The organism is Acidiphilium acidophilum, assembly GCF_033842475.1.
GTDB lineage: Bacteria > Pseudomonadota > Alphaproteobacteria > Acetobacterales > Acetobacteraceae > Acidiphilium > Acidiphilium acidophilum.
Map to the genome: position 1 here is coordinate 73,268 of NZ_JAWXYB010000001.1, position 24,781 is coordinate 98,048.

The window sequence follows — 24,781 nt, forward strand, 5'->3', positions numbered from 1 at the left end:
GCCGCCGATTGTGGCAGCGGCGAGGCTTTAGCCCAGGGCTATCCCACTTGGATTTTTTAGACCTATGATCGTCCTTGGTGACCGACAGAAGGGATAGTTCGAGCAATTCGCGCTGTGTGGCGGGCAATCGATACCTAGCGTCCATTTCTTGTCGATACGCAGCTATTGAGCGCCGCCTTTCGTTAGTCATGAGGGTGCCTGGATATCTGGTGGTTCAGAAAGCTGACCACCGAAGGACTGTCCCAGACGACGGCGCCTGTTTCACGGCCAATCTGCTTGCCATTCGGGTCGATCAAAAAACTTGTTGGAACCCCTTCAAGGTTGAGCATCTGCATCACGCTGCCGCTCGGGTCTAAAAAAATTCCGAGACGCTCGATCTTGATCTCCGCATAGAATTTCCTGACCGCTGCGAGTCCCTCGGCATCAATCGAAACCGGCACCACTTCGAAATGCGGACCACCAAGCTTCACTTGCAACTGATCCAAGGTGGTCATTTCCTTGCGGCAGGGGATGCACCAAGTCGCCCAGATGTTCAGCAGTACGAATTTGCCGTGGAAATCGGCGAGCGAGAGGGGGTGACCGGATGCGTCGGAGAATTTGAATGCCGGGAACGGCTTCGGTGTGGTGATATAGAGGGGCGGGGCCTCAGGGCGGGCGGCCGAGCCGGATTGCGGCAGTCCAAGCGCGGCGCCCGAAGCCGCAAGAGCAAGAAAGGCACGCCGCGAGGATGATGAAAGGGTCATTGGGAGATCGCCTTTTTCATGACGTGGATGAGCTGTGGCACCGTGATGGAAAAGGGGAACAGATTTTCGAATTTTCCGGCAGGAGACATCAAATAGATAAAGGTCGAATGACTGATCAGGCTTTGGCCGGACGCTTCGTGGTCTGTTGTGTTGAAATAGGCGTCGTATTCCTTGGCGACCTTGATGATTTTCGCCACCTTGCCGGTAAGACCGATGATCTTGTTGCTGAACTTAAGCAGATAGGTCCTCAGCACTGGCGGCGTGTCGTGATTGGGATCGACCGTGATAAAGACGGGAGCAACATGTTTGGCAAGCGGCCCGAGAGCGTTCATCAGGATCGCCATTTTTTCGAGGGTAAGCGGGCACTCATCCGGGCAGCGAGTGTAACCGAAATAGATTAGCATCCAGCGCCCGTGAAAGTTCGCCTGGGTCATGGTCTGGCCGAACTGGTTGGTCAGAATGAATGGGCCGCCGATTGGCGCACCAGGCGGAATCGCGGAATCGGTGGTGGTTGCCAGCCGACCGTGCGGTCTGTTCCCGCCGAGCAAACGCGCCTCAAGCGTATTGTCCTTCACCCCGATAATACCGGAATCGATGGCGATGGCGGTCAATGCTGCACCGAAGCCAGTCGCCGCGCCAAGCGCAATGCGCCGACCGATCCGTTTACCCTTGAAGACGTTCATAGTGCTGCCTGATCATTTGGCGTTGCCCCGGCCGCGCGCCAAATTGCCTGAATCGCAACGCCAGACGTGAGCAGAGACATTCGATTATTTATGACGTGGCGAACCGAACAAGTATTTTAACAAAGCCGCAATTGCTAGGATGATTATTAGCAGGATAGCCAGGCTAATTATGGCCATTCCACCCATCATCCAGCCGCTCATCATACCGGAATGCATTATAGGTTCTTCCTATTTCATCATGCCGCGCATCATCGCTGGCATGCCGTCTTTCGCAAAGCGGTCCAATTCCCGGGCGTGAGCATAGATCACCTTCACCATTTCTGGGTCGTCCGAAGTTTCGGTGACCTGAATCCCGGTTGGTAAGAGTTTATAAGATCGTTGGTATTTCGTGCTATTAGCAAACATGGTTGGGACACTGTTGCTCATCGGATAGGGGAACGGCCGATTCTCAGCGAGGCGATTATACATTTCGATCACATGCGCCTGGATAAGATGAGCGGTTGTCGGATTGTTCGAGACCGTGGTGTCAATAATGCCGTTTGGCATGTAGTCCGTGGCGCGCGTGATTTCGGCATGGCGCTCGAACAGTTTCATACCGAGCTTCATGGGTCCCATCATATTACCGCGGGACATCATCCCCTGCATGTCCATGTGGGACATGCTTGACCCCATCATTCCACCCATCATACCGCCGGGTGAACCAGAATCACCTGGCGATTTTGCCACAGCCTGTCTTGAACCAAGGCCAAGAAGGGCGAAAAAGCCAGAAAACGTGCTGCCGAGGATAGCGGAGATGGTGCGGCGCTTCATAAGATTTTCACACTTCTTAATTGGTGGTGACGACAAAACAAACTTAAACATTCCCATTGTAGGAATGTAAAGGGCACGTTGGAATCTTGAATTATGAATATGTTGCACAACTCCTAAATTACGCAACAACGCTACTCTCAGTGAAAGCGACCATATCAGACGCTTGCGCCAGCCTCGGATAGCGGGAGGCTTCGAGAGCAGCGACCCTCGCACCTCTTTTCCGATCAGGCAGGGTCTTCGGGCCAAATGTGCAGGAAGTCGGCTCACTGATCATCAACCGGCCGGTGCTATATCTTCGAACAGCGGATCGCCCAGTTCACCCGCCTCAATATGCTCGCATGGCTTCCGCCGGATCGACTCGGCAAGCGGACTTGGCTGGAGGATCTGATTGTCGCCATCATACTCAAGGTAAGCGAAGTTTCTATGATCCGGGTGCCAGGGAGTGACCAGTTGCATGAACAACCCAATAGCGGCCGAGGCGAGAAGCCCATTGCGCCAGATGACCTGAGGTTTTCCGCCGACAGCGCCGTATCGTTGAGCCTCTTCGGCAAGCAAGTCGTCCGTCAGAAGCCCGGCGCAACGCAAGCATGGCTGGCCCGGCATCGAAAGGAAGATCTAGCCGCTGATGCTGAACTCACCCTGCTCTATGGCATGCACATCCATGCCGATATCGATGTAAGGTATCAGGAAACGTCGTGCGAAGCGCTCCAGTTGTTCACGCTTGGTCCAGCTATCGACGCAGCCGAAGAGGCATGTGCAACGACGAAGCTCGAGATGAGCTTCCTGCCAGTGGCCGATCACAGGGGTTACCTGCGCTTTCGGGTTAGTGGCCTTTATGACCCGTTCCGCCACAACTGTTTTGGGTGTGCCTGCCGCGACATCGGCATCGGTCGCACCGACCAGGCGGTTGAGGTTGCTATCCTCGACATGATCGGGGTCGACCGGCACCAAGGTTCCGATGCCGATATAGGACAATTGCTGGACGATGTGGGAGCCGCCCCCGCCGAGGCCGGCAAATCCGACGATGGAATCACGCAAGATGCGCTCGGAATCGGTAATTATATGAAATTCTACGCCGCGTTCACGATCGTTAGAGAACGGACTCTTTACGGCACCCCCCCTTGATATTTAATATCAATCATCCAACATGCGTTGAATGATTGATGAAAAAAACGCGTCCGATGCTTTTGTGGCTCTCGGCCATCCTGTCCGACTCCGCCTACTCCGCCTCCTTATTCCAAGCGGCGCAATCGGCATGACAGCGGGCGACATCGCCACCCATCTCGACATTCCAGGTACCGCAATGTCGTTTCACCTCAACCGAATGAAACAGACTGGCCTGATCCACGCGAGACGCGAAGGGAGGCATTTGTTCTACGCTGCCAACTATGCGGCAATTACAGCAATCACCGAATTCCTCACTGAGGATTGCTGCGGCTTAGCACCTGGCGGGTGTCTGCCCGGATGCAGTGGCAACCGCCGACCTTCCAGATCTCCGGTTGCTGAGGGTTCGCAGTCAATAACCCACGAGAAAATCAAATCATGATTCAAAGGGACTCAATGACACAAAGAGAATGGGGTAAAGCCATTGCCCTCGGCCTGATCAATGGCATTTTGCTCGCCGTTATCATGGTCACGCTCAAAAAGTCGGGATTGTCCCCGATGCCTGCGCCGCTCGGCCTGGCTTTCGCCGATACGATATCCGGACGTCACTTACCGCTGCCGATCGGGCTTCTTTTCCATCTTGCCTACGTCACGTTCTGGTCGGTTGTCTTCGTGGCGCTGTTCCGGCCGCACCTCACCTTTGCCAGGGCGGCAATGCTGGCAGCCGGTTTGTGGATCTTCGCGTTGATCGTCTTCGTTCCGATCGTTGGCTGGGGCATGCTCGGGCTCAAGGTCGGGCCGCAGATCATTTTGGGCCTCTTCATCACGCATTCTTTGTTCTGCATATTTGTCTGGGGACTTTGCCGGGTCTTTTTCCCGCAACCGGGACATCACGCAACGGGCATTTCAGGACAAACCTGAAGTAATAAAATCAGTTTGTTCGAGCAACGCAAAAGTTTTTCCATGATTTCCCGCATTTCACGCGACACACTCCGCCGGATGATGGAACGAGGCGATGATTTCATCCTGATCGACACCCTGCCGACAACGATCTTCCGCAAATCCCATTTACCGGGTGCAATCAACATCGTATCCGACGATATCGTTACCGCCGCTCCTCGGCAGATTCGCGATCGAGAGGCAACAATCGTTGTGTATTGTGCCAATGGACCATGCCGGCGCTCTGATCTTGCAGCCGAGCGTTTGGTCGAACTCGGTTATCGTAACGTACTCGATTACCACGAAGGCAAGGCTGATTGGATTGAATCCGGATTGCCCGTCGAGACTGCATGAGAACGCGCGGTATCCTTTACAAGCAAGGCACTTTTCCGGACCAGAGAGGTGGCTGGCCAAATGAGTAAACTTGTCATTTTTGGTTTGCTCACGCTCGCCGCATGTCTGGAAGTCGGTGGCGATGCGCTGGCTCGTTCCGGGTTACACGGCCAGGGCATGACCCGATATCTTCTATTCTTCGCAAGCGCACTCACGCTATTGGTTTACGGGGTCACCGTAAATCTCGGGCCATGGGATTTCGGTCGTGTTCTCGGCGTCTACGTCGCCCTTTTCTTCATCGTTGCACAGATCGTAGATCGTCTCGTCTACGGCATCACACCGTCCATCCCGACCCTGGTAGGTGGCACGCTGATTGTATCAGGCGGTCTCGTGCTCGCTCTGTTTCAAGGATAGAGACGTGGGATCAGATGTGAATTTCACTGGTGGTTTCGGGAGCATAGCGCTGACGATCGCTGGACAGGGTGTCGATCAATGGACAGGCAGTGTCGTCGCCCTGCACGCAACGCGTGACGAGCGCGTTGAGCACCGTTTGCATCGTCGTCAGATCGGAGATTTTCGCCGCAATGTCGTCGAGGTGGCGCAGAGCGATCGATTGCACCTTCTCACAGGTGCCCCCATTCCCTTCCGCGAGTGCGAGCAGACCGCGCACTTCGCTGAGCGAAAAGCCGAGTTCCCGCGCCCGGCGGATAAAGGTAATCCGCGCGACATCCCGATTGTCATAAACCCGCCGTCCATTTTCGGCGCGTCGTGCTCGCGGCAGAACGCCAGCCTTCTCATAGAACCTGATGGTCTCAATGCCACAACCGCTCCGCACCGCGACAATGCCAATCGGGACTTCGCGACCGGCCGGCGCCGCTGCCGATCCGAAATTCGACGAATACTTTTCTCCAGCGATCATCGAAATACCTCTTGCTCCTGTAGTTACTCCCGAACCTATATCCCGATATGTCGATCTGGCCAATGCCGTAGTCGTGCTGCGGATCGGTGATCCGAAAGCCGTATATACGAAAGGAAAGATGCATGGAGATGATATCGCTACGGGTTACCGGAATGACTTGTGAGCACTGCGCGCGGACCGCCGAGGCAGCGCTGAACCGGATGCCCGGCATCGATGCCTCAGTCTCCTATGATCGCGGTATCGCCGATATCCGGAACGATGCGGGTATCGAGATCGAGGCTCTGAGGACGGCGATAGGACAAAGCGGCTACGGACTGGAACCTCTGACCAAGCCGGTATCACTAGACCGTGTCAGCGATCCGGGCAGCGGTTTGCATGTCGCGATCATAGGCAGCGGCGGTGCGGCATTCGCTGCGGCCATCCGCGCAGTCGAGACCGGGGCGCGGGTGTCCCTGACCGAACGTGGTGCAGTGGTCGGCGGTACCTGCGTCAATGTCGGTTGTGTCCCCTCGAAGATCATGCTTCGGGCAGCAGAAATCCGCCATGAGCGCAGCCATCACCCGTTCGATGGGATCGCTCGCAGTCAAGAACCTGTAGACCGAAAGCCGTTGCTCGATCAGCTGCGCGGCCGCGTGGAGGCATTGCGCGCCGCCAAGTATGAGAAGATCATAGACAACAATCCGAATATCACACTGCTGCCCGGCGAGGCACGTTTCGCGGATGCGCACACCCTCACGATTACAGATCACGCCGGCGGGGTAACGCGGCTGGCGCCGGACCGCATCCTCATCGCGACCGGCGCATCACCTATGATTCCGCCGGTTCCGGGCCTGGCTGAGACACCATACTGGACCTCGACCGATGCGCTGTTCGCCGAAGAACTGTCCACTCGGCTTGTGGTGATCGGCTCGTCATTCGTGGCCCTCGAACTGGCTCAGGCGTATCGCCGCCTTGGCGTCGAGGTGACACTGCTAGCACGCAGCACGCTGCTCACGCGCGACGACCCAGAACTCGGCTCGGCACTACAGCAGGCATTCGAGGCTGAAGGCATCCGAGTGCTCAATGAGACGCAGGCTGAACGCATCAGTTATGACGCTGGTCGTTTCACCGTGGCATTCGGTGCCGAGCAGATCGAGGCGGAGCGGCTGCTGGTGGCGACCGGACGCCAGCCGAACACCGAAGGACTGGCCCTCGACAAGGCCGGGGTGACGACCGATCACAATGGTGCGATCGTCGTCGACGACCACCTGCGGACATCGGCCGCGAACATCTATGCGGCCGGCGACTGCAGCACGATGCCGCAGCTTGTCTATGTCGCCGCGGCGGCCGGTACGCGGGCTGCCATCAACATGATGGGCGGTGACGCCAGCCTCGACCTCTCGGTGGTTCCGGCAGTGGTCTTCACCGATCCATCGGTCGCAACTGTCGGACTCGACGAGGGGCAGGCGAGAACGGCCGGCATCGAAACCATCACGCGGCGCCTCGATCTGGAAAACGTCCCGCGCGCGCTCGCCAATTTCGACACAAGGGGTTTCGTGAAGCTCGTCGCCGAAGCCGGCACTGGCCGGCTGATCGGCGCGCAAATTCTTGCCCACAACGCTGGAGAGATGATCCAGACCGCGGCGCTAGCCATTCGATATCGAATGACCGTGCAAGAACTCGGCGATACGTTGTTCCCGTATCTCGTGATGGCAGAGGGCATCAAGCTCGCAGCCCAGACTTTCACCAAGGACATATCGCAGCTCTCCTGCTGCGCCGGTTAACTATCGCATCAAACAAGGATTTTCTCATGATCAAACCTCTGATTTCGAACCACGTCCTCCCGCGTCGAATGGCGCTCGTCGCCGGACTACTCGCCTTGCCAGCAATGGCCCTCGCCTCGCCCTCCGGCGTGATGGGGCCGAAGAATGGGCCGCGCGCAGCAGATCAACCGGCGCCGGCCGCATCGTTCACCACCGATGGCAAGACCTTTACGCTGGATACATTCAACGGGCATCCGGTCATGCTCTGGCAGGTCGCCACCTGGTGCGGCAGCTGCCGGGCAGGGTTGCGCACCTTCGCGCACGAGAAGGCGCTGATCGATAAATCGAATATCCGGGTAATTGTTCTGCGCGACTACAAAAATGGCGGCTATCCGGGCATTGGCATCAAAAAATTTGCGGAGCAGACGGCGCCGAGCCTCATACACGACCCCCATTTCGTCTTCGGCGATGATACCAAGGCGCTCTATACGCTCTACAATCCGCATCATTATGTCGATGTCTACGATCTGATCGGCGCGGACGGCAAAATCAAGACCGTCTCGTCCACACCTTCGGCCACTTTCGGCAAGATCAAAGCTTTCATCGCGTCGGAACCAAAATCATGATGGCTGCAACGATCCAGAATATCGTCAAGATGCCGGTTGCGATCCGGTTTGCGCTCGCGGATCGGCGAGCGCGGGTCTGGGGCGCGGCGACCTTCCTGATTGGTCTTGGCTTCTATCTGCTGGTTCTGCCAGCAACGGATACAGGCGGCGCGATCGGACTGGTCTCACTGCGTTTTCTCACCTTGGGCGAGGTTGGTCTTGCTCTGATCATGGCAACCTTGCTCGGCCTGACGACCGCGCTCGGAATCTACGGGCTGAGGCAGGGAGCTCCCGCTACATCCGGCAAGACGATTTTGGGCGCGATTGTCGCGATTGTACCCACGCTTCTGTGCTGCTCGCCAATCCTGCCCCTAGGAATCGCGGCGATCGCATCGGTGGTGCCGGCGGCAGGGACGCTGGGCCTGCCGATCCAAGGTTTCATCGCCACGCATGAAGCGTGGATCTATGCAATCGCAATCGCCTTCATGGCCTGGGGATTCTACGCCAACGCACGACGCGCACTTTACTGCGCATGCTGATGGATAAGCAAACCCTTGGAGTAGAGCACAAGACTCGCTTCCTGGAGCAGTCTGTTCTTTATAAGGCGATAAATCCCGGGTAGCAGCGGAGCAATGATCGGAGGGGGCGGACAACCGGCTCATCCCTCGACAGGTAACCCTGCGGCTTTCCACTCGGGATATCCGTCTTCCAGCCTGTATGCTTCGACGCCGTGCAAGCGTAGCATGGCAACGGCCTCGAATGAAAGAAGGCAATATGGCCCGCGGCAATAGGCGACCACCGTGTGATCCGTCGTCAACCCCCCAAGCGCAGCATCGAGTTGATCAAGCGGGATGTTGATCGCGCCTGGCAGGCGACCGAGCGCGAATTCATCCGCCGGGCGCACATCTAGTAGGGTCACAGTTCCAGCATGCAGCCGCTCGAGAAGCACCCCCCGCGGCACCGCTTCGAGCGCATCCCTGGAGTGGAAATACGTCTTCATGATCCGCTCGATCTCGGCGACATTACGCTCGCCCACCCGACTTAATGCCGCGAGCAGGGCAATCACTTCGGTTTCGCAAATCAGGCTGTAGAGCATCCGCTTGCCCGCGCGCCGCGGTTCCGCGAGGCGCGCGCGGCGCAATACCTGTAGGTGCCGCGAAGTGTTTGCAACGGAGAGGCCGGTGCGGACGGCAAGATCTTCCACGCAGCGCTCGCCCTGCGCAATCAATTCGAGAATTTCGAGACGATGCGAATGCGCGAGCGCCGCCGCAACCTCGGCGAGGTGGGAGAAAATCCGCTGCTTCGGTCCATTGCTTGACACTAGCCACCATATATTCAATTAATATCGATAGTAATAGACTTTTGGAAGGCGGCAAACAAGATCGCGCCCGAGCCAACAAAATATGCCGCCAAAATGGAGGAAATCACGATGATTCTGCGCCAATTCTTACACGCCGAGCCGACCGCCGCATCCTATCTGCTCGGCTGCGTCGGCAAGGGCGTCGGCGTAGTGGTCGACCCGCTCTTCCCGATCGAACCCTATCTCGATGCCGCGGCAGCCGCCGGCACGCCAATCTCACTTGTGATCGATACGCATCTCCATGCCGATCATCGCTCCGCCGGTCGCGCGCTGGCCGAAGCGGCCGGAGCCGAATACGCGCTCCACGCATCCGCCGATGCCAGCTACGCCTACAGACGCCTTGTCGATGGCGAACAGATCGAGCTCGGCAACGTGGTGCTCGATATTCTACATACGCCGGGGCACACGCCAGAGCATCTTTGTCTTCTGGTCACTGACCGGACGCGCGCGGATGAGCCATGGTGTCTCCTTGGCGGCCATACGCTCATGGTCGGCGATGTCGGTCGTACCGAGTTGGCGGCGGATGCCGCGACCGGTGCACGCGCCCTGTTCGCCAGCCTGGTCCGGCTGAAGGCGCTGCCTGACTACGTCGAAGTCCTGCCCGGCGCCCTGGCCGGCTCGGTCTGCGGCCGGGGGCTGTCCGGCAAACCTGGCTCGACCATCGGGTTCGAGCGGCGGCACAATGCCGCGTTGCAGATCGACGATCAGGACACGTTCGTCGCGTTCATGCTCCAGAACATCCCTCCCGCGCCGCCGCAGGCTGTCGAGTTGCGCACTTGGAATGCCGGGACACTGCCGAAGCACGCGGCCTGACCCCGGTGGTCGTGCCTGTGGCCTCGCGGTTGGAACGTGGCATCGCCGCCAATCGCGGTCAGTTTGCCCTGCAGGCATTGCAAGTTTTTTTTGTCGGTTTGGTGATCGGCATGGAGCGCGCCGTGTTGCCGGACGTGGCACGGAATTTCGGGGTGGCGCCGGAGGCGTTCCTGTTCCTCGCGAGTTTTGTTCTGTCATTCGGCCTGGTGAAGGGCGCGCTCAACCTTGTCGCTGGCGGGCTTGCCGACCGGTTTGGCCGCAAACCGGTGCTGGTCGCCGGCTGGATCGCCGCGATCCCGGTCCCCTTGCTGATCTATGTCGCGCCGAACTGGTGGTGGATCGTCGCGGCAAACGTGTTCCTCGGCATCAGCCAGGGCTTCACCTGGACGATGACGGTAACCAGCCAGATCGACCTCGCCGGCAGCCATCAGCGCGGCCTCGCGGTCGGAATCAACGAGGCAACCGGCTATGTCGCCGTCGGCCTCGCTGGGTTCGGCGCTGCGGTGCTAGCGCACGGCATCGGCGTGCGGCCGGCGCTGCTCATCTTCGGCCTCGGGACCATCATCGCGGCACTAGCGACGCTCACCCGCGTGCGCGACACGCTTGCCTGGGTGAAGGCCGAACATGCCGAGGCCCAGGGCCATGCACCGCCTGACCAAATAGAGGGGTTCGGCTCGATTTTCCTGCGCATCTCGTTCCGCGACCGGGCGGGGCGAGCGATCTGCCAGGGCGGCATTGTCAACAAGATCGCCGATACGCTGGTCTGGGTAATGTTCCCGGTATTCTTCAGGCGCCATGGCGCGGGTCTGGTAGAGATCGGCTGGCTGACCGGCATTTATGCGATGGTCTGGGGCCTCTCGCAGCTCTGGACCGGGCATCTCGGTGACCGGATCGGGCGGCGCAGGCCGGTTGTGGCCGGGTTTTTCCTACTGGCCGCGGGAATCGCTCTCACTGCGATCGGGCGTGGCCCCATGCTTTGGCTGCCAGCCACCGCGATCATGGGCATCGGGATGGCGCTGCTCTATCCCAACTTGATCGCTGCAATGTCGGACATGACCCCGCCTCTGTCGCGCGGCAAGGCTTTGGGCACCTATCGCTACTGGCGCGACACCGGTTACGCGATCGGCGCGCTTTTGCTCGGCGGTATTGCGCAACTCGCCGATGAGGTGCGGCCGGCGATGTGGTTGACTGCAGCGCTCGTCGTTATCTCGGGACTATGGATCGCAAAGGATGTCCGACTTGTTCGACCACACCATCAAAAATCCTGATCCAGACAGGTGCCGCATCCAGCGTGGCTGGATCGCCATCGCCCTGCTTGCCAGTATCAGCACTGCCTCGAACGCGGATGCCGCAACCATTTCCCACCGCAATCCGAAATCGGGTCTCATGAGCTGGACAAATGTGAAGGACGGTTTCAGCCTTTCCCTGCAGCAACTGACGCCGGATAACGTGCGTGCGATCTACGAGGGCATGGGCGCATCGTCGGCAAATGTCGATCGGATTGCGAAATATTGCGTGTTTGGCACCGATGCGCGCAACAATGCTAAATCGTCAATCACATACAATGTCGCCACGTGGCGAGCAGTGACCGCCGGTCACGCCCGACATCGACTGCGCAGCAAACGTGGCTGGCAGCGCATCTGGAGCGCGGAAGGAGTCGATTACGGATTTACGATTTTCCCTGCCCAGCAGACGTTCCAGCCCGGCGACTGGGGCGAAGGTTTCACCACGATCAAACTCAAATCCGGCACGCGTTTCAACCTGATTTATCACTGGACCGACCATGGACACACCCACACAGCCACCCTCCGCCACTTGCAATGTGCCGACGGCAAATGAACTTATGCGATGGACACGCCGCGCAACGCTGATTGGACTTGGCGCTGCTGCGGCGGGAGCCGCACTTACAGGATCGGCACTTGCCGGCGTGAACGCCCCACTGACAGCTCTCGCGCCACGTCCACCCGCACCAGATTTCACACTACCCAGCGTCGCCGGTCCGACCTATTCGTTGAAACAATTTCGCGGCACTGTCGTGCTGGTGAATTTCTGGGCCACCTGGTGCCCGCCGTGCCGCGCCGAAATGCCGTCGATCGAGCGGCTGCATCAATCGATCAAAAACAAGGATCTTCAAATCCTGGCACTGGATCAAGGCGAGACGCAAAGCGTTGTCTTTGCGTACCTGGGTCAACTAACGCCGTCACCAACCTTTCCAATCCCTCACTCATCCCCTCATTACGTAGCCGGCATGGAATTGCCGAATATGCCGCTGCTGCGCAGCATTTCCGTGAACCGCCGCATCAGGGGCAGTAGCCGGTGCTTCGGCATGTTCGGGATCAATTCATAGAGCATGCACCCCTGACGGAACAACGAGTGTGAGCGGGTCTTCGAAGTGTTGGACTTGAGCTGTCGATCCATTCCCAGGCTCTCGCCTGCCGTCCCGAGCATGGTCAGCAGCGCCATCGCAAACGCGCTGATGAGCAGCAGCCGATCGCGCCGCTCTGGTTCGGCGATGCGGATCTCAGCCATCCCCATCCCAAAACGCAAATCCTTGACGTCCCTGAAGCTGGGTTCGATCGTCCAGCGCCGGGAATATTGCTTGATCAATGTCCCTGCAGACGCCACGGCGTCACTGCTCGCCAGGCACCACGGCTCCTTCATGTCACGCGCATGTACGCACACCACGGCACCGACCTGATAGGCGTGCGAGGCGGTGACGCGCGCACCACGCAGTTTGCGCGCCCGGCCCGATTTGCCGACCCAGTCCGCCGCGGTTCGCGTCTCGCCTGCGGCATCGGTGACATGGATGTTGCCGCGGAAGCGAATGATATAGGCAAAGCCAAGCTCCGTAAGATACGCGAACAGCTTGTGGTCACCGAAGCCGCGGTCGGCCAGGATGGTCACGCGGCAGCCGGGCGGGACAACCTCCGACAGGCGGCGCAGGCAAGTATCCTCGATGGCGTTGCGCTGATCTTTCAATTCCTCTTTCCACATCGACAGCCACAACAGAGGCATCGCCCGGCCATGCTTGCTCACCAGGTTGAGCGCCAACGTTGCCTGATCGTCGCCGTCGAAATCCGTCCAGTCCATGGCAACGACGATGTCGGTCTGCGAACCCACCAGATGCGGTACCCAACGGGCGAAGCTTTCCCAGACGTCGATACTCTCGTTACTGAGCATGCGATCAACCTGCTTGATCGCGTGCTTGGTCACCAGCCCGCGCGCCTGTGCCAACGCCTGACCGATCATCGCGACGGCGAGCGACGCGCCGGTCATCACGCCCAGTGTCGCAGCAGACAGGGAGTCAACGCGTTTGGCGTGGAGATCGTGGGCATACAACTCGTCAATGAATGCGCGGATGTCCTTCAACCGCCCACCATCACGCTTTTTCGATGCTGCAATTCCCATGATCCACCCTCATCCATGCATTCCAACGCTTGGTAGAGAATCGCAGCGAATCGGCGCAATACCTGGACCTATGGAAAATGGGGGGATTCCTGAGTTCCAATCCTCCTCGATCAACATAGTAAAGTGGCAGATGCGTTTCACGTCGCGGGTATTCCAACCACGTTCCTCATCGATAAAATGGGGCGTATTGCCTATAAAGCGGTTGGCGGGAGGAATTATGCAGATTCTGACATCCGCTCGATTATTGAAAAATTGATCGCAGCCTGAATAATGACGCGCTATCCACTAGCTACCTTATGCACCGACAATAAACCGCTTCCACATTAACTTTGGACATCTCATTCATCCAAGCTTTCCGTTCTCGAAATGCAAGGGGCTTGTGCATGCATGGCTGATGGATAAGCGACCATCTGGCATAGAATGTCCGCTTTTGGGGGAGGCTAAAACGTCCTCCTATGGCCGGGATGCAGCGCAAAGCTGCCGTTCAATTGGTCTGCCCTATACGGCAGCCTGCCTGTAAATTCGCTTGCAATAACGACCCCCTGAGGGGCGAAAATCGCGTCCAATTTCGACCCCTCTGACGTTTGATGTCAGCACCCTCCTTAACGCTCGCAGCGGGCGTGAGGAGGCTAATGGGGGATGATCGCAGTGGATCGGATTGGTGAGATACGGCGGGCTTATTTTGATGAGCGTCTGTCGATCAAAGAGATTGTGCGCCGGCTATCGGTATCGCGGTCGACGGTGCGCAAGGTGGTACGAAGTTCGGCGACCGCATTTCGCTATGAGCGTGACAAGCAGCCCGCGCCGAAGCTGGGCGAGTGGGTCAAGGGGCTGACGGAGATCCTGGAGCGGGAGGCCGAGCTCCCACGACGGGAGCGGCGATCGACGCAACGCCTGTTCGAGGAACTGAGGGGGTGTGGCTACGAGGGGGCGCATGACAGCGTGCACCGTTTTGCCAAGGCGTGGCGGCGTGAGCACACGCTGGTTCCGGTGCGGGCCTATGTGCCGCTGAGCTTTGCCCCGGGCGAAGCCTACCAGTTCGACTGGAGCCACGAGGTGATCACGCTGCAAGGACTGCCTGTGACGGTCAAGGCGGCCCACATGAAGCTGTCCCATAGTCGGATGCCGTTTGTACAGGTGTATCACCGCGAGACCCAGGAGATGGTCTTCGATGCGCACGACAAGGGATTTGCCTTTTTCGGTGGGGGCTGCCGGCGCGGAATCTACGACAACATGAAGACTGCAGTGGAGGCGATCTTCCTGGGTAAGCAGCGCCGCTACAATCAGCGATTTCTGCAGATGTGCTCGCATCATCTGGTCGAGCCGGTGGCCTGTACGCCGGCGTCAGGCTGGGAAAAGGGTCAGGTCGAGAATCAAGTCGGCAATCTGCGGGATCAGTTGTTCCTGCCCAAGCCGCGGGTCAGCAGCCTCGTCGAGCTGAATGACCGGTTGGTGGATGAATGCATTGCCTATGCGAAGCGGATGGAACACCCTGAATTCAAGGGTCGCACAATCTGGGAGGTGTTCCAGGACGAGCAGGTGTTGGCGGCGGTGAGAATCCGCGCATAAACGGCGCGGGGCGCTTGGAGCGGCAATAATTGCCTTGTGCGGCACCCGGTAGTCGGGTTGCGCTTCCTGCACTGGTTTCGATGGCTCCCGAGGGATTTCGTGGTTGTGTGGACGGCGCGGTGGGTGAGGTGACGCGCTGTCAGGTGCTGGGGTAGGTTTGCCGCTATTGAGGGGCAAGCACGGCGCCGATCTCGACTTGGCGGTTCTGCTCGACGCCGTGCCCCGCACGGTGCCGGAGCACGCATGCAAGGCCAGTATTTCCGCAATCATAATCAGCGTCTACAGGGGAATTGTGACTGTGACGGTGCGGCCCCGATATCGGCCCGGATGTTTTTATGTGCAGCCTGCCGCGTGCAGGTGGTGGTGTGTCGGTCTTGTGATCGCGGCCAGATTTATTGTGCGGGAGAATGCGCCCTCCTGGCGCGTTGTTTGGCGCAACGCGCCGCCGCTCAACGTTACCAAACCAGCCGACGTGGGCGATTTACTCATGCAGCCCGGGCACGCCGATATCGGGCTCGATGCAAAAACGTGACGCATCAGGGTTCACTGCCAGCTCGATCTGGTGATCTGCTGGCGTCGAACTCGCCAGCGAGTGCGAGCGGCGCAACGCCTCAGGCAGTCTGCGTCCAGCGATCCGTTGCGCACTGCCACTGGTGCGGGCAGCGATGCTCTGGGCTGGTCCGCCAAGGTTTCCTGCGCCGCCGCGGTCCCGTGCGAGATGTGATGCCATCCCGCGGGAGATCTGGACATGGTGATACCGGCTGACATCGAGGCACAGATCCTCCGCTACTATCATGCCGAGAGATGGACCATCGGCACGATCGCCCAACAATTGCATATTCATCATAGCGTGGTGCGCCGAGTTCTGGGGCAAGCTGGTCTTCCCAGGATTGGTTCACCGGCCCGCGCGTCGCGGATCGATCCCTATCTGCCGTTCATTCACCAGACCCTGGAGACGTTTCCCAGCCTGACCGCGAGCAGGCTTTATGCGATGGTCTGCGAGCGCGGTTATCGCGGCAGTCCTGACCATTTCCGCCACATCATCGCCTGCCACCGACCCCGGGCAAAAGTCGAGGCCTATTTGCGCCTGCGGACGCTGCCCGGCGAACAAGCGCAGGTGGATTGGGGCCATTTTGGCCACCTCGAGATCGGGCGCGCGCGGCGACCGCTGATGGCCTTCGTCATGGTGCTGAGTTATTCGCGCCAGATATTCCTGCGTTTCTATCCGGACGCGCGGATGGAGAACTTTCTGCGCGGCCACGTTGGGGCCTTTTCTGCCTGGGGCGGGGTTCCTCGTGTTTTGCTCTACGACAACCTTAAAAGTGCGGTTCTGGAACGGCGCGGTGATGCCATCCGCTTCCATCCCACCTTGCTGGGTTTTGCCGGGCATTACCGCTATGAGCCGCGCCCCGTGGCGATCGCCCGCGGCAACGAGAAGGGGCGGGTCGAGCGGGCGATCCGCTACGTCCGCGATAGTTTTTTCGCCGCGCGCCGCTTCACCGATCTTGCCGATCTCAATACCCAGGCCGATGCTTGGTGCAACGGCCCGGCTGCCGACCGCCGCTGCCCCGAGGAATCACTGCGCAGCGTCCGCGAGGTCTTCGCCGAGGAAGCCAAGCGGTTGCTCGCGTTACCCGACAACCCGGCACCTCTGCTCGAGCAGGTGGCGGTCAGGGTCGGCAAGATGCCCTATGTCCGCTTCGACCTGAACGATTACTCGGTTCCCCACGATCATGTCCGGCGCGGGTTGACCATCCTCGCCGATCCGCAAGAGGTACGAATCGTCGATGGTAGCGCAGTGATTGCCCTCCATCCGCGCTGTTACGACAAGGGTGCGCAGATCGAGGAGCCGGCCCATGTTCAGGCTCTGGTCGATCAGAAACGCTCGGCCCGCAAGCATCGCGCGACCGATCGTCTGGTGCGGGCGGCACCTGCCAGTCAGACCTTGCTGATGCGCGCCGCCGAGCGCGGCGAAAATCTCGGCGCCATCACCGCCACCTTGCTGCGGTTGCTCGATCGCTATGGGGCGGGTGAACTGCAAGCCAGTATTTGCGAAGCGCTGACTCGCAACGTTCCTCATCCCAATGCCGTCCGCCTCGCTCTCGATCGGCGGCGCGAGGAACGGGGCGCTGCGCCGCCGGTCGCTGCCGGACTGCCCGCCCATGTTCAGGCCCGCGATCGACCGGTCAAACCGCATGCCCTCGAAACATACGACCAGATCAAGGATTGTTCCGATGACAACAACTGAACCTGAAGCCCTGCGGGCCCGCGCCGAGGCACTGCACCTGCATGGCCTGATCGCACATTGGCCCGAGGTTGCAACCCAAACCTGGTTACCCCCGCTGCTTGCCTGGGAGGAACAAGAGCGATCCTGCCGCAGCCTGGAGCGCCGGCTGAAGACCGCCCACATCGGCCGCTTCAAGCCGCTTTGCGACTTCGACTGGTCCTGGCCAAAGCGATGCGATCGCGCCGCCATCGATGCCCTCATGGCGCTCGACTTCCTCGCCGACGCCTCCAACATCGTCTTCGTCGGCCCAAATGGCATCGGCAAGTCGACGTTGGCCCAGAATATTGCACACCAAACGTTGATCGCGGGGCATACCGTGCTGTTCACCAGCGCCGGCCAGATGCTCGGCGACCTCGCCGCACTCGATAGTGATTCCGCTCTGCGCCGTCGGCTCCGCCACTACGCCCGCCCTCAACTCTTGGTCATCGATGAGGTCGGTTACCTGGCCTACTCCAACCGTCATGCCGATCTCATGTTCGAGCTGATCTCACGGCGGTATCAGAACAAGAGTACCATCGTCACCACCAATCGACCGTTCGCTGAGTGGCGCGAGGTCTTCCCCAACGCGGCCTGCGTCGTGTCCCTGGTTGATCGCCTGATCCATAACGCCGAAATCATCGCGCTCGACGGCGAGTCCTACCGCCTCAAGGAAGCGCGCGAACGGGCGGATCAGCGCGCCGGCCAGCGCCGCGCCCGCAATGCAAAATCATGACAAAATCCCGAAAGGGCCGTGCAAAGAATCCGGCGCACTTGCAACCAATTATCCTCGAAATCCCGATCCACTGGACGCCAGATCAGGCCCTTGCGATCTTCGAGCTACTCGACGATCTGAGAGAAAAAATCTGGGTCCGTTATAATTGCCAGATTCAGCGCATGATGCGCGAGCAACACCAAGCTGATCATTTCGAGGATATCGCCCCAATCGGCGGACCACCTCAGGTCTTCTGATCAACCGCCTCCGCGCCTTGGTGTGACGACCCCCCAGGCCGATTGCACACCGCCTCCGCGCTTCTCTTCAGCAACCATCCTGTGGTTCGACTAAAGCGGCCATCCTGTCGTCCCGACCTGCATACCAAAACACCGTCGCGCGCAGTGGCGGTCAAGGATGGCCGGAGGCCACCGCGCTCTTGCGCGGCGCGCAGCGTCCTTGACGGCCGCGAGCACGGCGGAACCATCAAAGCAGAAGGGCAGCACATCACCACCGCTCCATCAGGATCAGGCCGCCTTCGAAATCAGCCGATATATCTTCCCGCGCCGTTTATGCGCGGATTCTCACCGCCGCCAACAGCAGGCCAGCCTGGTAGTATCGCGCGGCCCCTATGACGGTTTTGCCGAGAAAGTGGTGCGCGCCAGTACGACCTGCCTGATCATGGCGGATCATAATCGCTACAGCGTCGATGCGCGTGCCGCCGGGCGGATGGTGCAGATTCGCTCGCATGCCAACCGCATCGTCGTGCTGTTGGATGACGATGTCGTTGCTGATCATCCGCGCGACTTCCGGCGTGGCGAAGTGATCTACGATCCTTGGCACTACCTGCCGATCCTGGTGAGAAAGCCTGGCGCCTTGCGGAATGGGGCACCCTTCAAGGATTGGGATCTACCCCCGGGCCTTGCGGCCGCCCAGGCAAAGTTGAGGCAGTACGCCGATGGTGATCGACAATTCGTCAAAATCCTCTGCGCGGTGGTGGATCACGGTCTTGTCGCGGTCGAGGCCGCCTGCGCAGAGGCGCTCGAAGCAGGCATTGCCAGCGGTGACGTGATCCTTGCCGTTTTGGCCCGCCAACTTCAGCCCCCCACACCGCCGAGCATGACCATTCCCGACGGGCTGCGCCTGAAGGTCGAACCGACGGCCGATTGTGCGCGCTATGACAGCCTCAGGCGTGCCGCCTGATGGAGCGCCATGATATTCTCCAGGCGATGGCCGAGCTCAAGCTGCACGGCATGCGCGCGAGCTTTGACGAGATCGCCGGCAAAGGTGTGGCGCGACGCGACGAGTTCTACGATCTGATCGCCAGCCTGATCCGCGCTGAACGGATCTTCCGCCAGGCACGATCGGTCAGCTACCGGATCAGCAGCGCCAAATTCCCGGGGCTCAAGGACTTCGACAGCTTTACCTTCAAGGGCACGCCGATCGATGAAGGGCTTGTGCGTGAACTGGCCACCGGCAGCTTCCTCGATGCCAGGCGGAACGGGATTTTTGTTGGCGGAACCGGCACCGGAAAGACCCATCTCTGCATCGCAATTGCAGCCACGGTCATCAGGGCCAGAGCGCGAGGCCGGTTCTACAACCTCATCGATCTGGTCAATCAACTCGAGCAGGAAAAAGCCGCCGGTCGGAGCGGGTGTCTGGTCGAAAAGCTTCTCCGCCATGATCTGATCGTCATTGATGAGCTCGGCTATATGCCGTTCAGCCAGACCGCCGGGCAACTGCTGTTCCACCTGATCAGCAAACTCTACGAAAACACCTCGCTGCTGATCACCACCAATCTCGCCTTTGCCGAATGGCCGAAAATCTTTGGCGACGCCAAGATGACCACCGCCATGTTGGATCGCCTGACCCACCATTGCGATATCATCGAGACCGGCAACGAAAGCTGGCGCTTCAAAAACCGAAGCTGATCAAGAAAACCCTCCCCCAGACCCCCACCCGGCTTATCCACGTGGGTGCACAGGGACCCCCCGCGCGCCGCTGCGTCAGCCTCTCGTCGGGCACTCCGCGGCGCGCGGGTCCCCCCTATGCACTACGTGGATAAGCCCCCGCCGCTAACGCTGTTTCTAACGCCCAAAGGGGTCGGAATTGGACGCGAAAAGGGGGTCGCGTTTGAACGCGATTTGACAGCCTGCCGAATCCAAGGCGCGCTGCTGAATCGCAAGGCCATGATCGATCGTCCTGACGCCGGCATAGTCACGAATGGTCACAAAGTGTCTCATACGATTCTAGACGTCTTCACGTTATCGTTTCAAAATACTAAAAACCACCCTATTAACGCGAAAAAACTGTCTCAACTAACCGTTCCTCTGGGGTATACCTCAAAAACTCGCTGGGTCAGCGACGGTCGCGAGGGGTGACGCCAACTGCGTATAACTTGGCGAGGCCGGCGATCGTCATGTTTTCAGCTATGGCATCGTGAGGGATGAGAACATAGTTCCACGGTTTACCGTTAAAACTCGCGGCATGTTCGGTCGCCCGCCGGCACCACTCTACTGCAACATCCCGTTTGGCAATCACATCCTGCATGCCCATCTGGTTCTTATCTTTGGGCTCAATCATGAAAATGCGCGTATCCGTCTCGGCGACGAAATCCGGCTGGTATTCTAGATCTTCAATGCCGCTTCGATAGAAAAGCTGAAACTGACCCTTCGCCGGCTTAAACCATTTGAGTGACTCACGTTCCAACACAACGGCGAGCTTACGCTCCGCATCCGACTGGAATTTCTGCGTGGGGTAGAGGCAGCGAGAGAATCCACCGAAAAGGTAGCGCGACATTTTAGTCTTGTCGGACGGCGAGATGCGGAAATCGAGCGGCGCTTCGTCAGCAGCGGTCGTGTATGCGCTGCTGCGAAGCTCAGTGAACCCTCGCGTGATCACAACGTCGTACGCGACCTGCGTGTCCTGCCAGAAGTGCTTCTGCATCTGGACATGGACGAAGCTGGCGATCTCCTTCTGATGGAGCCGCAGCACCTTCCGCGCATCTTCTTCGGAGAGATATGAAAGAAAGTGACGAATAACCTGCTCGGCCAGATCGTAGAGTAGGTCAGCGTGTTCGTCGTAGGCGACGTCGTCAAAGTCGATGAGGCCGCTGACCACGTAATCTTCAAGACGCTGTTCATCGATCGCCCCAGCACAGACGCCGATCCGATCGATTTGGCCAGTCCGCAGATGGGCCGCCCAGAGGGTTTCATTCGGCGCCTCATACCTCATACGTACGAGATCAAGGGTGAACGGCCGGAACCCCGACTTCACCTCGCCTTTAGGAACGACGAGGATACGTGGGATGTCGATCGTCTGCTGGACCACCATTTCGGCGGTCTTCGCAACGATGGCGGCCAGATCGGGCTGGGTTGAGATTCCATCGAGCTCCATCTGCGCAGGCCGGTATTGGCTCTCGACCTCGCGGAGCAGTGCTGCCTGAACCTCCGGCCTTTGCAGATGGCCGACGCTCGGCAACCGAGACGGCTGCGTCTCGAACTTCCGGATAACGTCGTATGCGATCTTGGCAATTTTCTGTTCATCGGCGTTGAAAACCGACTGCGCCTCGTGGAAGCCGCTTGCCGCAGAAGGCGCGGCGCCGTCAGACTGGAGCCCCAGTTTAGACGCGAGCTGCGGTTGCGAGACGACGGTGACGGTCTTCTGCTGAAGCTGTTCGTTCGAGAGGATCACCTGTTGCAATCGGATTGCCGAGTCAGGCTTCTTCGCCTCGTCGACGATTTCCTGGAAGCGATCGTGCGCCACGATGTTCAGCCGGTCCACGGCCGTCACGCCCGTGCGCTTGCCATAGGGCAGTCGAAGGCCACGCCCGATCGACTGCTCGATGAGCGTGCGGGCGTTCGCGGCACGCAGCGGCACGATCGTATAGAGGTTGGTGACGTCCCAGCCTTCCTTCAGCATGTTGACGTGGATCACGATCTCCGTCGGCTCGTCGGTATGCTCGACCTTAAGCAGACGTTCGATCGTCTCTTCCTCCTTCACGCTGGAATCGACCTGGATGACCTTGTCCTTGTATCGGCCCTCAAAAAAGGTATCGGATTTGATAAGCTGCATCAGATCGGCGGCATGTGTCGTGTCGCGGGCAATGACCAGCATGAACGGCTTGACGATGCGTTCGCCAACCTGGCGTGCATAGGTTTCCAGCTCAACCTTGACGCTCTCGTGCAAGCGTACCCCGTCTTCGAGCTTGATCTGCTGGATCGACTGCGGCGATTTTCCAATTGGGGAGAAGTTCTCCCGTGTGACAACCGCCGGCTCCTTGACGAAGCCATCGGCCATCGCCTTCCCAAGCGGATAGTCGAAGATCACGTTCTGAAACGGGACCGGCCCGCGCGATGTCTCGACGAAGGGCGTGGCCGTCAGTTCGAGGCCGATGACCGGCTTGAGCTCATTGATGGCGCGGATGCCGGCCGATGCGCGATAGCGGTGCGATTCGTCCATGATCAGCACGAGGTCATCGAGGCCGGCGAGATATTCGAAATAGCTCTCGCCGATTTCCTCCTTGAAGCTGCGGATTTTGGGCGACCGCCCACCGCGGACCTCAGAGTTGATCTTTGAGATGTTGAAGATGTTGATCGTCACCGGGAACAGATTGCCGCCGCTCGCAATCTGCCGCTCATAGTTCTCGCCTGTGGTGATGACCGGCGGTGAGATGGCGAATTCGGAAATGCCCTTCAGGACGTATTTCGGCGTGTTCTGCGTGAAGTCGGTGATGAGTTTGTTGTAGATCGTCAGGTTTGGGGCCAGCACGAAGAAGTTGTTCAGCCCGTGCGCAAGATGCAGGTAGGCGATGAACGCGCCCATCAAGCGGGTCTTGCCGACACCGGTGGCGAGGGCGAAGCAAAGGCTTGGAAATTCTCGCTCAAAGTCAGCGACGGTTGGGAACTCACTGCGAATGGCGGCCACAGCCGCAGCCAAGTCGCCACCCTTCTTCGGCGGGACGATCTCAGAAATGCGGTCGAGGATTTCGAGCGAACGTCGCTGTGGCGGACGAAGGCTCAGGCGGCCTGCGATAGCGTTGACATGACGGTTCATCACTTGCCCCCCTCTGATCCGAACAGGTCGGCCTGGCGCTTGGAGAGGCCAACCGACGCTGCCCCCCCGTCATCTTCCATTGCGACGAACTTTGGCGGAGCTTTCGGCAGGTTTTCGACGTTCAGGCTGTAGTCGTCATGGCCCCACTCGCAACGGCTTCTCACGTGGTTTGGAATCTTCTTGACCGTGAGATTTGGAAAGGCGGCTGACGTGCCTCGGAACGCTGAGCAAAGGACAAGTAGGGACCGGTCAGGGCCAACATCGTCGCTCAGATGGGCGAGCTGCTCTTGGCCAAGCGTCTGGGTTGTTACGTAAATAAAGTCGCGATCAGTCGACGCCCCTTGCTGCCAATACACGCTGTCGCTCGGTGAGTAGGTGAAACCCTCCAGCTTACAAAGGGCCTCAGCTAGCATTTCGGCGTTGTAAGAATTGCTTATTACATCGCGACCAAAGCGATCCTTCTCAAGCAATGAAGGCGCGAGCTTAAAATAGCGGAACCCACCACCGCCCTGCCATCCTACCGCTGCTGTGATTCCGCCTAAATCTTGGCCATCGATAACCTTCTTCAAACGCGGCATGATATGAGTGTGGCAGTGCTCGCCCAGTTCGACCATGATCCACCGACGTCCCATTTTGTGGGCGACAGCGCCAGTCGTTCCTGAACCAGCAAATGAGTCAAAAACTATATCACCGGGCCAAGTAGCAATTTGAAGTATTCTTTTAATTAGCCTCTCGGGTTTTGGTGTAGCAAAGACATTGTCGGCATTGAATTGTGCCGCCTCTCTCTTTGACTCCTGATTGTCACCAACTTCCTCACGAGGCCACCAAGTACGTGCAACAACCCCAGACTGCACCTCTGACAAAAACCGCTTCACGCGCGGCACATTTCCACCGTCACGTCCAAACCAAATGCGGTTTTCACGAACCATCTCATGAAAGCGTTCTTTGCTAGTGCCCCAGCACCTGCCTTGTGTTGGCATCAACCGACGGCCGGAGGGCGTCTCGATCTCGTAGATGTTTGGGCTTATTCCGGTCCGGGCAAACTGAGCTCCTCTCGCACCTCCGGTTAAGCTAATCGTGAAATTATCAGACATCCATGGACCGCGTGGGTCATTATCAGGATTCGAATATCTCGCATCTGCTTCATCAGTGCGTGGTAGCAATCGAGGCCGCCAATCCGTCTTTGATTTAGCAATAACCAGTATGTGATCGTGGCTATCAGAGACCCCGATAACATTCGCCTGAGGAGCAAATTTCTTTTGCCAGACTATATTCGCGACAAAATTAGCTCGACCAAAAACTTCGTCACACAAAATCTTTAGGTAATGCGCCTCGTTATCGTCAATAGTAATCCAAAGAGATCCGTCTTCTGACAGCAAACGTCGGATCAATTCGAGACGATCGCGCATGAGAGACAACCAAAGGGAGTGCTCTACGCCATCGTCATAGTGCTCAAATGCGCTACCCGTATTGTAAGGTGGATCGATAAAGACGCATTTTACCTTCCCGGAAAACTCTTGTTCCAGGGCCTTCAGGGCAAGCAGATTATCGCCAAAAATCAATCGGTTATCGAAAATATCATCGTCGCTGACGCGAGACGCCGCGTGATAAGACATTTCAGTGTCCTCAAGCAGGATACGCGGCTCCAGCCGAGGCTTGTTCTCTTTGCCCACCCAAGTTAGTTCAAGTTTCTGTTTCTTTATCATGGTGTGTCCACGTCTTG

Annotated in this window: 27 protein-coding genes and 1 pseudogene; 18 read left to right on the forward strand and 10 right to left on the reverse strand. The window is 58.7% G+C overall.

Annotated elements, in window-relative coordinates; all coding sequences use genetic code 11:
• Positions 1 to 182 precede the first annotated feature (182 nt).
• From SIL87_RS00405 to SIL87_RS00425, 5 genes are all read right to left on the reverse strand, one after another.
• Positions 183 to 743, reverse strand: a complete 561-nt coding sequence (locus tag SIL87_RS00405) for a TlpA family protein disulfide reductase (protein ID WP_319612362.1) — start codon at positions 741 to 743, stop codon at positions 183 to 185.
• Positions 740 to 1,426, reverse strand: a complete 687-nt coding sequence (locus SIL87_RS00410; protein ID WP_319612363.1) for an SCO family protein — start codon at positions 1,424 to 1,426, stop codon at positions 740 to 742. Before SIL87_RS00410 ends, SIL87_RS00405 begins: the two co-directional genes overlap by 4 nt.
• Positions 1,427 to 1,654: 228 nt before the next feature.
• Positions 1,655 to 2,236 carry a hypothetical protein gene (locus SIL87_RS00415; RefSeq protein WP_319612364.1) on the reverse strand — a complete coding sequence of 194 codons (582 nt, stop codon included), beginning with the start codon at positions 2,234 to 2,236 and terminating at the stop codon, positions 1,655 to 1,657.
• A 273-nt stretch (positions 2,237 to 2,509) separates the two neighbouring features.
• Positions 2,510 to 2,791, reverse strand: a complete 282-nt coding sequence (locus tag SIL87_RS00420; protein WP_319612365.1) for a hypothetical protein — start codon at positions 2,789 to 2,791, stop codon at positions 2,510 to 2,512.
• A 60-nt stretch (positions 2,792 to 2,851) separates the two neighbouring features.
• A complete protein-coding gene (locus SIL87_RS00425) occupies positions 2,852 to 3,274 on the reverse strand; it encodes a HesA/MoeB/ThiF family protein (RefSeq protein ID WP_319612366.1) in 423 nt (140 codons plus the stop codon).
• A 118-nt stretch (positions 3,275 to 3,392) separates the two neighbouring features.
• Here SIL87_RS00425 and SIL87_RS20085 point away from each other — a divergent pair, with 118 nt between their 5' ends.
• Genes SIL87_RS20085 through SIL87_RS00440 form a run of 4 tightly spaced genes read left to right on the forward strand, consistent with a single transcriptional unit; the run spans position 3,393 to position 5,026 of the window.
• Complete coding sequence (locus SIL87_RS20085; RefSeq protein WP_405055192.1) at positions 3,393 to 3,782, forward strand: ArsR/SmtB family transcription factor; 390 nt, start codon at positions 3,393 to 3,395, stop codon at positions 3,780 to 3,782.
• Positions 3,779 to 4,261: a hypothetical protein gene (locus SIL87_RS00430; protein WP_319612367.1), complete on the forward strand. Its 483-nt coding sequence runs from the start codon at positions 3,779 to 3,781 to the stop codon at positions 4,259 to 4,261. The genes SIL87_RS20085 and SIL87_RS00430 overlap by 4 nt, the downstream gene beginning before the upstream one ends.
• Before the next feature lie 15 nt (positions 4,262 to 4,276).
• Positions 4,277 to 4,633: a rhodanese-like domain-containing protein gene (locus SIL87_RS00435; RefSeq protein WP_319612368.1), complete on the forward strand. Its 357-nt coding sequence runs from the start codon at positions 4,277 to 4,279 to the stop codon at positions 4,631 to 4,633.
• A gap of 60 nt (positions 4,634 to 4,693) precedes the next feature.
• A complete protein-coding gene (locus SIL87_RS00440) occupies positions 4,694 to 5,026 on the forward strand; it encodes a hypothetical protein (protein ID WP_319612369.1) in 333 nt (110 codons plus the stop codon).
• A 10-nt stretch (positions 5,027 to 5,036) separates the two neighbouring features.
• Here the strand turns inward: SIL87_RS00440 and SIL87_RS00445 are convergent, their stop codons facing one another.
• Positions 5,037 to 5,531 carry a MerR family transcriptional regulator gene (locus tag SIL87_RS00445; protein ID WP_319612370.1) on the reverse strand — a complete coding sequence of 165 codons (495 nt, stop codon included), beginning with the start codon at positions 5,529 to 5,531 and terminating at the stop codon, positions 5,037 to 5,039.
• A 122-nt stretch (positions 5,532 to 5,653) separates the two neighbouring features.
• Between SIL87_RS00445 and merA the strand changes: the two genes are divergently transcribed.
• From merA to SIL87_RS00460, 3 genes are read left to right on the forward strand one after another with little or no spacing between them, the layout of a single operon-like run.
• Positions 5,654 to 7,294 carry a mercury(II) reductase gene (gene merA / locus SIL87_RS00450; RefSeq protein WP_456304821.1) on the forward strand — a complete coding sequence of 547 codons (1,641 nt, stop codon included), beginning with the start codon at positions 5,654 to 5,656 and terminating at the stop codon, positions 7,292 to 7,294.
• A gap of 26 nt (positions 7,295 to 7,320) precedes the next feature.
• A complete protein-coding gene (locus tag SIL87_RS00455) occupies positions 7,321 to 7,899 on the forward strand; it encodes a TlpA family protein disulfide reductase (protein WP_319612371.1) in 579 nt (192 codons plus the stop codon).
• 29 nt (positions 7,900 to 7,928) lie between these two features.
• A complete protein-coding gene (locus SIL87_RS00460; protein ID WP_319612372.1) occupies positions 7,929 to 8,417 on the forward strand; it encodes a hypothetical protein in 489 nt (162 codons plus the stop codon).
• Positions 8,418 to 8,536: 119 nt separating this feature from the next.
• On the opposite strand, the gene SIL87_RS00465 is transcribed toward SIL87_RS00460, so the two are convergent.
• Positions 8,537 to 9,199: an ArsR/SmtB family transcription factor gene (locus tag SIL87_RS00465; RefSeq protein WP_319612373.1), complete on the reverse strand. Its 663-nt coding sequence runs from the start codon at positions 9,197 to 9,199 to the stop codon at positions 8,537 to 8,539.
• 108 nt (positions 9,200 to 9,307) lie between these two features.
• On the opposite strand from SIL87_RS00465, the gene SIL87_RS00470 reads away from it, so the two are divergent.
• From SIL87_RS00470 to SIL87_RS20090, 4 genes are read left to right on the forward strand one after another with little or no spacing between them, the layout of a single operon-like run.
• Positions 9,308 to 10,051, forward strand: coding sequence for an MBL fold metallo-hydrolase (locus SIL87_RS00470; protein WP_319612374.1), 744 nt, complete (start codon positions 9,308 to 9,310; stop codon positions 10,049 to 10,051).
• Between the two features lie 17 nt (positions 10,052 to 10,068).
• Positions 10,069 to 11,319 (forward strand): MFS transporter, encoded by a 1,251-nt coding sequence (locus SIL87_RS00475; RefSeq protein ID WP_405055197.1) that lies wholly within the window; start codon positions 10,069 to 10,071, stop codon positions 11,317 to 11,319.
• Positions 11,282 to 11,890: a hypothetical protein gene (locus SIL87_RS00480; RefSeq protein ID WP_319612375.1), complete on the forward strand. Its 609-nt coding sequence runs from the start codon at positions 11,282 to 11,284 to the stop codon at positions 11,888 to 11,890. The genes SIL87_RS00475 and SIL87_RS00480 overlap by 38 nt, the downstream gene beginning before the upstream one ends.
• A 4-nt stretch (positions 11,891 to 11,894) precedes the next feature.
• Complete coding sequence (locus SIL87_RS20090) at positions 11,895 to 12,398, forward strand: TlpA family protein disulfide reductase (protein ID WP_405055193.1); 504 nt, start codon at positions 11,895 to 11,897, stop codon at positions 12,396 to 12,398.
• Here SIL87_RS20090 and SIL87_RS00485 read toward each other — a convergent pair.
• Positions 12,287 to 13,459 carry an IS4 family transposase gene (locus SIL87_RS00485; RefSeq protein WP_319612376.1) on the reverse strand — a complete coding sequence of 391 codons (1,173 nt, stop codon included), beginning with the start codon at positions 13,457 to 13,459 and terminating at the stop codon, positions 12,287 to 12,289. The two genes, SIL87_RS20090 and SIL87_RS00485, sit on opposite strands and share 112 nt — an antisense overlap.
• 639 nt (positions 13,460 to 14,098) lie before the next feature.
• Between SIL87_RS00485 and istA (SIL87_RS00490) the strand changes: the two are divergent.
• The 7 genes and pseudogenes from istA (SIL87_RS00490) to istB (SIL87_RS00520) all read left to right on the forward strand — a co-directional run.
• Positions 14,099 to 14,998: pseudogene (gene istA, locus SIL87_RS00490) on the forward strand (IS21 family transposase); the annotation flags it as partial.
• A 226-nt stretch (positions 14,999 to 15,224) separates the two neighbouring features.
• Positions 15,225 to 15,560: a hypothetical protein gene (locus tag SIL87_RS00495; protein ID WP_319612377.1), complete on the forward strand. Its 336-nt coding sequence runs from the start codon at positions 15,225 to 15,227 to the stop codon at positions 15,558 to 15,560.
• Between the two features lie 216 nt (positions 15,561 to 15,776).
• On the forward strand, positions 15,777 to 17,276 hold the full coding sequence (istA, locus tag SIL87_RS00500; RefSeq protein ID WP_319612378.1) for an IS21 family transposase: 1,500 nt from the start codon (positions 15,777 to 15,779) through the stop codon (positions 17,274 to 17,276).
• Positions 17,263 to 18,027, forward strand: a complete 765-nt coding sequence (gene istB, locus SIL87_RS00505; protein ID WP_319612379.1) for an IS21-like element helper ATPase IstB — start codon at positions 17,263 to 17,265, stop codon at positions 18,025 to 18,027. The genes istA (SIL87_RS00500) and istB (SIL87_RS00505) overlap by 14 nt, the downstream gene beginning before the upstream one ends.
• Positions 18,024 to 18,263: a hypothetical protein gene (locus tag SIL87_RS00510; RefSeq protein WP_319612381.1), complete on the forward strand. Its 240-nt coding sequence runs from the start codon at positions 18,024 to 18,026 to the stop codon at positions 18,261 to 18,263. Before istB (SIL87_RS00505) ends, SIL87_RS00510 begins: the two co-directional genes overlap by 4 nt.
• Positions 18,264 to 18,462: 199 nt before the next feature.
• Positions 18,463 to 19,206, forward strand: coding sequence for a Mu transposase domain-containing protein (locus tag SIL87_RS00515; RefSeq protein ID WP_319612382.1), 744 nt, complete (start codon positions 18,463 to 18,465; stop codon positions 19,204 to 19,206).
• A complete protein-coding gene (istB, locus tag SIL87_RS00520) occupies positions 19,206 to 19,934 on the forward strand; it encodes an IS21-like element helper ATPase IstB (RefSeq protein WP_319612383.1) in 729 nt (242 codons plus the stop codon). Before SIL87_RS00515 ends, istB (SIL87_RS00520) begins: the two co-directional genes overlap by 1 nt.
• 427 nt (positions 19,935 to 20,361) lie before the next feature.
• On the opposite strand, the gene SIL87_RS00525 is transcribed toward istB (SIL87_RS00520), so the two are convergent.
• Positions 20,362 to 23,058, reverse strand: coding sequence for a DEAD/DEAH box helicase (locus SIL87_RS00525; protein ID WP_319612384.1), 2,697 nt, complete (start codon positions 23,056 to 23,058; stop codon positions 20,362 to 20,364).
• Positions 23,058 to 24,764, reverse strand: coding sequence for a site-specific DNA-methyltransferase (locus tag SIL87_RS00530; protein ID WP_319612385.1), 1,707 nt, complete (start codon positions 24,762 to 24,764; stop codon positions 23,058 to 23,060). Before SIL87_RS00530 ends, SIL87_RS00525 begins: the two co-directional genes overlap by 1 nt.
• Between the last annotated feature and the right edge of the window lie 17 nt (positions 24,765 to 24,781).

What these genes read in the sequence shown, in the direction of transcription:
- SIL87_RS20090 (WP_405055193.1), top strand. Translation starts at nt 11,895, where the DNA reads ATGCGATGGACACGCCGCGCAACGCTGATTGGACTTGGCGCTGCTGCG.
- istA (WP_319612378.1), top strand. Translation starts at nt 15,777, where the DNA reads ATGGTGATACCGGCTGACATCGAGGCACAGATCCTCCGCTACTATCAT.
- SIL87_RS00440 (WP_319612369.1), top strand. Translation starts at nt 4,694, where the DNA reads ATGAGTAAACTTGTCATTTTTGGTTTGCTCACGCTCGCCGCATGTCTG.
- SIL87_RS00510 (WP_319612381.1), top strand. Translation starts at nt 18,024, where the DNA reads ATGACAAAATCCCGAAAGGGCCGTGCAAAGAATCCGGCGCACTTGCAA.
- SIL87_RS00460 (WP_319612372.1), top strand. Translation starts at nt 7,929, where the DNA reads ATGCCGGTTGCGATCCGGTTTGCGCTCGCGGATCGGCGAGCGCGGGTC.
- istB (WP_319612379.1), top strand. Translation starts at nt 17,263, where the DNA reads ATGACAACAACTGAACCTGAAGCCCTGCGGGCCCGCGCCGAGGCACTG.
- SIL87_RS00485 (WP_319612376.1), bottom strand. Translation starts at nt 13,459, where the DNA reads ATGGGAATTGCAGCATCGAAAAAGCGTGATGGTGGGCGGTTGAAGGAC.
- SIL87_RS00445 (WP_319612370.1), bottom strand. Translation starts at nt 5,531, where the DNA reads ATGATCGCTGGAGAAAAGTATTCGTCGAATTTCGGATCGGCAGCGGCG.
- SIL87_RS00455 (WP_319612371.1), top strand. Translation starts at nt 7,321, where the DNA reads ATGATCAAACCTCTGATTTCGAACCACGTCCTCCCGCGTCGAATGGCG.
- SIL87_RS00410 (WP_319612363.1), bottom strand. Translation starts at nt 1,426, where the DNA reads ATGAACGTCTTCAAGGGTAAACGGATCGGTCGGCGCATTGCGCTTGGC.
- SIL87_RS00470 (WP_319612374.1), top strand. Translation starts at nt 9,308, where the DNA reads ATGATTCTGCGCCAATTCTTACACGCCGAGCCGACCGCCGCATCCTAT.
- merA (WP_456304821.1), top strand. Translation starts at nt 5,654, where the DNA reads ATGGAGATGATATCGCTACGGGTTACCGGAATGACTTGTGAGCACTGC.
- SIL87_RS00480 (WP_319612375.1), top strand. Translation starts at nt 11,282, where the DNA reads ATGTCCGACTTGTTCGACCACACCATCAAAAATCCTGATCCAGACAGG.
- SIL87_RS00530 (WP_319612385.1), bottom strand. Translation starts at nt 24,764, where the DNA reads ATGATAAAGAAACAGAAACTTGAACTAACTTGGGTGGGCAAAGAGAAC.
- SIL87_RS00430 (WP_319612367.1), top strand. Translation starts at nt 3,779, where the DNA reads ATGATTCAAAGGGACTCAATGACACAAAGAGAATGGGGTAAAGCCATT.
- SIL87_RS00525 (WP_319612384.1), bottom strand. Translation starts at nt 23,058, where the DNA reads ATGAACCGTCATGTCAACGCTATCGCAGGCCGCCTGAGCCTTCGTCCG.
- SIL87_RS00415 (WP_319612364.1), bottom strand. Translation starts at nt 2,236, where the DNA reads ATGAAGCGCCGCACCATCTCCGCTATCCTCGGCAGCACGTTTTCTGGC.
- SIL87_RS00405 (WP_319612362.1), bottom strand. Translation starts at nt 743, where the DNA reads ATGACCCTTTCATCATCCTCGCGGCGTGCCTTTCTTGCTCTTGCGGCT.
- istB (WP_319612383.1), top strand. Translation starts at nt 19,206, where the DNA reads ATGGAGCGCCATGATATTCTCCAGGCGATGGCCGAGCTCAAGCTGCAC.
- SIL87_RS20085 (WP_405055192.1), top strand. Translation starts at nt 3,393, where the DNA reads ATGATTGATGAAAAAAACGCGTCCGATGCTTTTGTGGCTCTCGGCCAT.